We start from the raw sequence: 7087 nt of genomic DNA on the forward strand, positions 1-7087 counted from the left end.
CTGAAGGGGGATGAAATTGTCTATGATTTATATACTGGAACTGGTACAATTGCAAATTTTATTGCTAAGAAAGCAAAGCAAGTTATAGGAATTGAATATGTGGAAGCAGCAATTGAAGATGCCAAAATAAATTCTGAAATAAACGGCTTAACAAATACCTTGTTTTATGCGGGCGATATGAAGGATATGCTCAATGAAGAATTTATCCTGAATCACGCTGCTCCCGATGTTATTATTACCGATCCACCAAGAGCCGGAATGGATGAAAAAGTAGTTCAAATGTTGTTACGTTTAGCAGCACCAAAAATAGTCTACGTTTCCTGCAATCCAGCAACTCAAGCCAGAGATGTTGCTCTTTTGGCAGAAAAATACACGGTAGAGAAGATTCAACCTGTAGATATGTTCCCTCAAACTTATCATGTAGAAAACGTGATCCAATTGAAACGAAAAACTAATTGAACGTTGGTCAAAATTCCTTCAGATTATACTTCCTAAATAAAGTTTTTCATAGATCATTTAATCAGGAATTAAATTCTTTGTTCTTGATTCCTGATTTAAATCAAGTTTTTAAAGCCATATTTTCTCAGAAAACTAGGTTAAATTTAAGTGTAGCTCTTCAATGGTAAAGAGGTACACTTCTTTAACCAGCAGTAATATTTATGTGGGAGAATTTTGACGTTTGGAAATTTTTAGCAGGTCTTGGGCTTTTCCTTTTTGGTATGTCCCAGCTAGAGAATGGGGTGAAGGAATTAACTGGCAGAGGCTTCAAAGTTTTTATCAAAAAGCATACAAAGAGTAAGATTAAAGGAATACTGGGAGGAGCTTTGATCACTGCCATTTTACAAAGTAGTTCCGTAGTTTCTTTAATGTTACTGGCTTTTGTAGGTGCGGGAGTGATCAGCATGAAAAATGCCTTGGGTATTATTCTAGGATCTAATCTTGGTACAACCTTCACCGGCTGGTTAGTGGCAACTCTCGGTTTCAAAGTAGATATTGAAAGTTTCATTTTACCATTTATTGCTTTGGGGACATTATTAGTGGTTCTTTTTCCCAAACGTCAGCATCTATTGAATACTGGTCTTTTGGTTTTGGGGTTTGCCTTACTTTTCCTGGGGCTTTCCTTTATGAAAGATAGTTTCTCTTATCTCGCTGACAATTTTGATATCAGCCTTTTTTCCGATTATCCCCCTTTTATATTCTTTTTTGTAGGCTTTTTCTTTACTGCTTTAGTTCAATCCAGTTCAGCGACTATGGTGATCACCCTTAGTGGATTAAATGCTGGAATTATTGATTTTCAATTAGCAGCTGCTTTGATAATCGGTGCAAATTTAGGTACTACCATCACGGCCTTATTAGGAGGGTTTCAAGGTCCCGTTTCCAAAAAAAGAGTGGCTCTTGGGCATTTCTTATTTAACTTAATCACCAGTTTTGTTGCATTTTTATTCTTGGGGTTTTTAATCTCATTTATTACCGATTGGCTACAAATAAAAGATAAATTAATTGGTCTTGTCGTTTTTCACAGCTTGATCAATTTAATAGGGATCCTACTTTTTTATCCGTTCCTAAATCAGTTTGCAAATTTTCTTAATAACCGATTTACCAATAAGGATGACAGCGCAGGAATATTTATTCACGAGTCCATAGTTGAAGTACCTGAAACTGCTCTGGAAGCACTTCAAAATGAAACAAACCATCTTGTTTCCTTAGTATTAAAATTATGGGGAATGGCCTTTCTTCAAAAATTCAACGAATCTACCTCTCCTGGAAGCATGAAGTTTTTTAAGCTTAATAAAAGTTTTAACGATCACTATTTCCAAATCAAAAGGCTACATGGAGAAATAATAAATTTCTATGGAGACCTCCAAAAGCAGGCATTAAATGAAAATGAATCTTCAAAATTATCAAAAATCATCACTGCTACCGGAAATGCATTACATGCTGCGAAAGATATTAAAGACATTGAAAATGACCTCTCTATATTCCGTAAATCAGAGAATAACACAACGAATTTATTGTATGAATTCTTTAATGAGACTAGTCTAACTATGATAGCAAGATTCAAGCAAATACAGAGTTTGAATACTGATAGTATTACATTCGAAGATATGGGGAAGCTAATGGTCGATATTCAAAAAAACTACGACAAATTATTAGAAATGGTCTACGATCATTCGAATAGAAAACATCTGGAAGAGGAAGAAATTGCAACTGTATTGAATGTAAATAGAGAACTATATTCTACAAATAAAGCCATTATTCGTGCTATTAAAGATTATAAACTAAGTCCTGAGCAAGCCGCGCAATTTGAAAACCTTCCTCCTTTTAGATAATTCAGTTTAAATTTTAGTAGGGATTCTATTGACTGCGAATTACTAAAATCTTAATTAAAATTGATACTTATCCTAGGTTAAGTCAAACAATTATTCAGCTTAAAACCTTCCTTTTCACAATTACAATGAATAACCCTGAAAATCAATCTGTAGAAGAACTCCTAGAAAAACTTAAGGTTGATTCAAAAAAAGGATTGACTGAGGAAGAGGTTCTAAAAAGGCGCTTGGAATTTGGAGAGAATGTTATTCCATCAGCTAAAAAAAGAACTACTTGGGATATTTTCATTTCCCAATTTCGAAATGTAATTGTGCTATTATTAGTAGTCGCTGCAGCTGTTTCATTCTTTTTCGGTGATTTTTTTGAAGCAATAGCCATCATCGCGGTTATTCTAATAAATGCCATCATCGGCTTTATCCTGGAATCACAGGCCAATAAATCCATGGACGCTTTGAAAGAACTGGAGCAGCCAAATTCAAAAGTTATTAGAAATGCTACACTTACACATACTCCCATTCAAGACCTAGTTCCTGGAGATCTAATTTCTTTTGAAGCTGGTGATTTGATTGGTGCAGATGCACGATTAATTGAAGTGAATTCTCTTGAAATTAACGAAGCTCCTCTTACAGGAGAATCACTACCCTCTAGTAAAAAAACTGAACGAATTGAAGAAAAGGTTACTATCGGTGATCGAACCAATATGGTCTTTCGTGGTACCTCAGTAACTCGTGGAAATGGACTTGCAGTAATTGTATTCACTGGAAAGGACACGGAAATTGGTCATGTTTCGTCCATGATGGATGAGGCCCAGGCAGAAGAACTTCCTCTGAATAAAAAACTTGACAAATTCAGTAAAACATTAATTTGGTTGAGTTTTGTCATTATGATTCCTTTCATCGGAATCGGTCTTCTCCAATCAAAAGAGCTATATCTATTAATCGAAACGTCCATAGCTCTTGTTGTCGCAGCAATTCCTGAAGGTCTTCCCATTGTAGCCACAATCGCCTTAGCCAGTGGCATGTTACGATTGTCCAAAAAGAAAGTTTTAGTAAGAAAATTAGCAGCAGTTGAAACACTGGGAGGCACCAATATTATTCTTACAGATAAAACGGGGACATTGACAGAAAATCAATTGGAGGTGGTTGAAACAAGTCCAGAGAGAAATGATACTAATTCTTATGATAAACTCATAGAGATAATGGTATTGTGTAATAATGCCGCTTTAAGCCAAGAAAATAAACATATTGGCGATCCTGTCGAAATCGCATTGTTACTTTGGGCAGAAAAGGTTTCTTCCGGTTCAGTAAAGCAGTTAAGAGGACAGTGGGCAGAAACTAAAGAAATCCCTTTTGAAAGTGAAACGAGGATAATGACGACTTTTCATCAGGCTGGTAAGACAACTCAAGCTTCTATGAAGGGATCTACTGCAGAAGTGCTCAAAAACTGTAAATACTATGAACAAGATGGTTTAATAATAGAATTGGATGAAAAAGCGAAAAGTTATTGGGCAGAACAGACTAAATTACTTTCTGCAAAAGGTTTAAAAGTATTAGCAGGAGCTTACCAGATTTTAGAACAATCTAGCCTTGATAAAGCGGAGGAGTTAATTCTAGTAGGAATAGTCGGTCTACAGGATCCTGCAAGACCAGATGTTTTTGAGGCAATTTCGGAATGTCATAACGCAGGAATTCAAGTGATTATGGTAACTGGAGATCATCCGGAGACTTCTAGAGCTATTGCAGAAAACATTGGCATATTCAAAGGGGGACAAAATTTAGTTGTTCAAGGTAAAGACTTGACGTTTGGTGAAAATGAAAACTCAGAATTATTAAGTGCCTCAGTTTTTTCCAGAGTAAGCCCCGAGCAAAAATTGAAATTAGTTGAGTATTACCAGTCCCGTGGATTTGTGGTTGCTATGACAGGAGATGGAGTGAATGATGCTCCAGCTCTAAAAAAAGCTGATATCGGTGTTGCCATGGGGCTAAGAGGAACAGAGGTGGCAAAAGAGGCAGCGGATATGATATTACAAGATGATTCATTTTCTTCCATTGTCATAGCTATTAAGCAAGGCCGAATCATCTTTAATAATATTCGGAATTTCGTCATTTACTTACTCTCCTGTAATTTAAGCGAGATCCTAGTCGTATCCTTCGCAGCATTTTTGAGTTGGGGCTCCCCACTGCTTCCTTTACAAATACTCTTCCTAAATATAGTTACAGACGTCTTTCCTGCACTTGCTCTTGGTATGGGTCAAAGTAATAGGGAATCTTTACTCGAGAAGCCAAGAACGATCAATGAACCATTACTTACAAAAGCCCATTGGAAATCCTTGGTCGTTTATTCAATGATTATGACGATTAGTGTTTTGGGAGTTTTTTATTATTCTTCGAAAGTGATCGGTCTTGAGGAATTCCAAACAAATAACGTAGCTTTTTTTACTCTTGCTTTTGCCCAGTTGTTTCATCCTTTCAATTTAATTAAGCGAGGAGAGAATCTGTTTACAAATGGAATTATAAGAAATCCGCATTTATGGGCCTCAATTATTTTTTGTTCAATCTTATTGATAGTGGCAAGCTTATTTAGCCCATTTAAAACACTTCTAGCACTTAATTTTCCTTCCGAAGATATGTGGCTGCTGATTGTTGGGGGAAGCCTGATCCCTATACCTTTGATTTATTTTTTCAAGATTTTAAGAATAATTGATTAAAGAAATCAACACCTATTTTATTTAACAAAAGATGAAAAAAAGTATTGAAAAAAGTCAGCGATCTAAGAGCTATTTTGATTGAAATTTATATCCTAAAAATGAATAGGAAATAGTGCCATATTTTTAAATCAGGCCGTCTCTAGGCTAAAGTCTATTGAATTCAGAAAAACATGGAAATTGACACAAAATTGTCCGTTCTTTGTCAAGAAGATTTTTAATAAAAACACGGTAAAATTCATGATAAAATCTAAGGTGTTTAAAATCTTTTTCTAAAAAAATGAATGCAATCAGACTAGTTTAAAAAATGATTTCAGACGAAAACGACCCTACATTAAACGGAAAATATCTAGGTACCATCACAAGTGATTTTGTAAAAATTTCTGACACTTTAAAAGAAGCATCCTACCAAATCCGATCTCGAAAATTTTCAGAATATCCGATATTCCCAATCTCAAAAGAGATGCAACCGATTGGTAAAATATTTTTAGGCAAGGCTGAAAAAGACCTGGATTGGAATTATTTCATCACTTATGTAGACGAGTTTGTCCAAAGGAAATTAATCTCTGAGGAAGCACTTGAAGACTTCAAAAAAGCTTACAAAGACCCAGATGAATTTTGCTGCCTTTTTGTCATGGATGGGGCTTTCACTAGTTTTGTCTACATCCCTTATCCAAACGAATAGCTAAAACAAAGAGTAAAAAAATCTCTACCTTTAATTTAGGTAGAGATTTTTTATTTATTCATTATCAGACAAATATAGATTTCAATCTGAAGTTATAATTGATTACTTGAATTATAGAAAATATCTATAATAAGCCTTTCTTCTCTTAATTTCATTTCAAAAATGCTTCCATCCCTGTGCCTTGATCTGAACAGCAGTTCCACTTTTTGTCACCAGATATTTGCCATCTTCTGGCTTTGTTATGTGGCCTATAAAATGAACGTCCGGGTGCTTTTCTAGCTTGTCAAAATCCTTCTGGTCGATCGTAAATAAAAGCTCATAATCTTCTCCCCCATTCAGCACACAAGTGATCGGATCAAGATTCAATTCCACAGCAGTATCAAATGTCTGTTTATCAATTGGAAGTTTATCCTCATAAATCGTGGCGCCAACACCTGATAATTTACAGATATGGAAAATCTCTGAAGCCAGTCCATCAGAAATATCCATCATGCTTGTCGGTACCACTCCCAATTCTCGCAACTCATGAACGATGTCCATTCTAGCATCAGGCCTCAATTGACGACCTGTAACTACGGTGTATTTTTCGAGGTCTGGCTTCATATCTGGATTGGCTAAAAAAACCTGTTTTTCGCGCTCCAAAATCTGCAGTCCAACCAGCGCTCCACCCAGGTCTCCTGTGACACAAAGTATGTTATTTTCCTTGGCTCCAGATCGATAAGAAATTTGTTCTTTTTTAGCCTCTCCAATAGCAGTAATCGAGATCGCCAAACCTGTTCTGGAAGCAGTAGTATCACCACCAATCAAGTCCACTCCATAATGATCGCAGGCTGCATAAATTCCTTCATACAAAGCCTCTACTGCTTCTAAGGAAAATCTATTGGAAAGAGCAATACTAACTGTGATTTGTTTTGGAATTGCATTCATAGCAGCGATGTCTGAAACGTTTACCGCAACAGCTTTAAATCCCAAATGAGGAAGTGGTGCATAAGAAAGATCAAAATGTACCCCTTCCATCAATAAATCTGTAGACACAACTTTCACATGATCTCCAGCATCAATAACTGCGGCATCATCCCCTATTCCTTTCAGACTTGATTTATTTTTAATAATTACTTTTTCATTGAGCCGATCTATTAAACCAAACTCTCCTAAATCACTTATTTCTGTTCTTTTCTCTGACATAATATTTTCTCTCGCGACGACGCTACGTCGCAACGGTTTAATTATTTTTTATTAAATGCTTCTTTTATAAATGCCAACTGTACCTAAACCCGGCAAACAAACTGCCCATAAATTATCGCCGTTTACAATCTATATAACAAGTTTGCGGCTTTTTACTGCTTACTGTTTCCTGCGACTGCCTACTG

The 7087-nt window shown here is 35.9% G+C and carries 5 protein-coding genes; 4 read left to right on the forward strand and 1 reads right to left on the reverse strand.

What is annotated here, in order from left to right; genetic code table 11:
- The 4 genes from Q0L68_RS11655 to Q0L68_RS11670 all read left to right on the forward strand — a co-directional run.
- Window positions 1-459: methyltransferase domain-containing protein (locus Q0L68_RS11655; RefSeq protein ID WP_296703206.1), on the forward strand; the 459-nt coding region annotated here is incomplete at its 5' end.
- 200 nt (window positions 460-659) lie between these two features.
- Window positions 660-2330 (forward strand): Na/Pi symporter, encoded by a 1671-nt coding sequence (locus Q0L68_RS11660; protein WP_296703209.1) that lies wholly within the window; start codon window positions 660-662, stop codon window positions 2328-2330.
- A 125-nt stretch (window positions 2331-2455) separates the two neighbouring features.
- On the forward strand, window positions 2456-5035 hold the full coding sequence (locus tag Q0L68_RS11665; RefSeq protein WP_296703211.1) for a cation-transporting P-type ATPase: 2580 nt from the start codon (window positions 2456-2458) through the stop codon (window positions 5033-5035).
- Between the two features lie 304 nt (window positions 5036-5339).
- Window positions 5340-5717, forward strand: a complete 378-nt coding sequence (locus Q0L68_RS11670) for a hypothetical protein (RefSeq protein WP_296703213.1) — start codon at window positions 5340-5342, stop codon at window positions 5715-5717.
- 156 nt (window positions 5718-5873) lie between these two features.
- Here the strand turns inward: Q0L68_RS11670 and thiL are convergent, their stop codons facing one another.
- Entirely contained in the window at window positions 5874-6902 is a 1029-nt protein-coding gene (gene thiL, locus Q0L68_RS11675; RefSeq protein WP_296703223.1) for a thiamine-phosphate kinase, read from the reverse strand.
- Window positions 6903-7087 lie beyond the last annotated feature (185 nt).

The organism is Algoriphagus sp. (assembly GCF_024642405.1).
Lineage (GTDB): Bacteria > Bacteroidota > Bacteroidia > Cytophagales > Cyclobacteriaceae > Algoriphagus.

Bases quoted from the DNA above. Each gene is read 5' to 3' on its own strand.
- thiL (WP_296703223.1), bottom strand. From the start codon at position 6,902: ATGTCAGAGAAAAGAACAGAAATAAGTGATTTAGGAGAGTTTGGTTTA.
- Q0L68_RS11660 (WP_296703209.1), top strand. From the start codon at position 660: ATGTGGGAGAATTTTGACGTTTGGAAATTTTTAGCAGGTCTTGGGCTT.
- Q0L68_RS11665 (WP_296703211.1), top strand. From the start codon at position 2,456: ATGAATAACCCTGAAAATCAATCTGTAGAAGAACTCCTAGAAAAACTT.
- Q0L68_RS11670 (WP_296703213.1), top strand. From the start codon at position 5,340: ATGATTTCAGACGAAAACGACCCTACATTAAACGGAAAATATCTAGGT.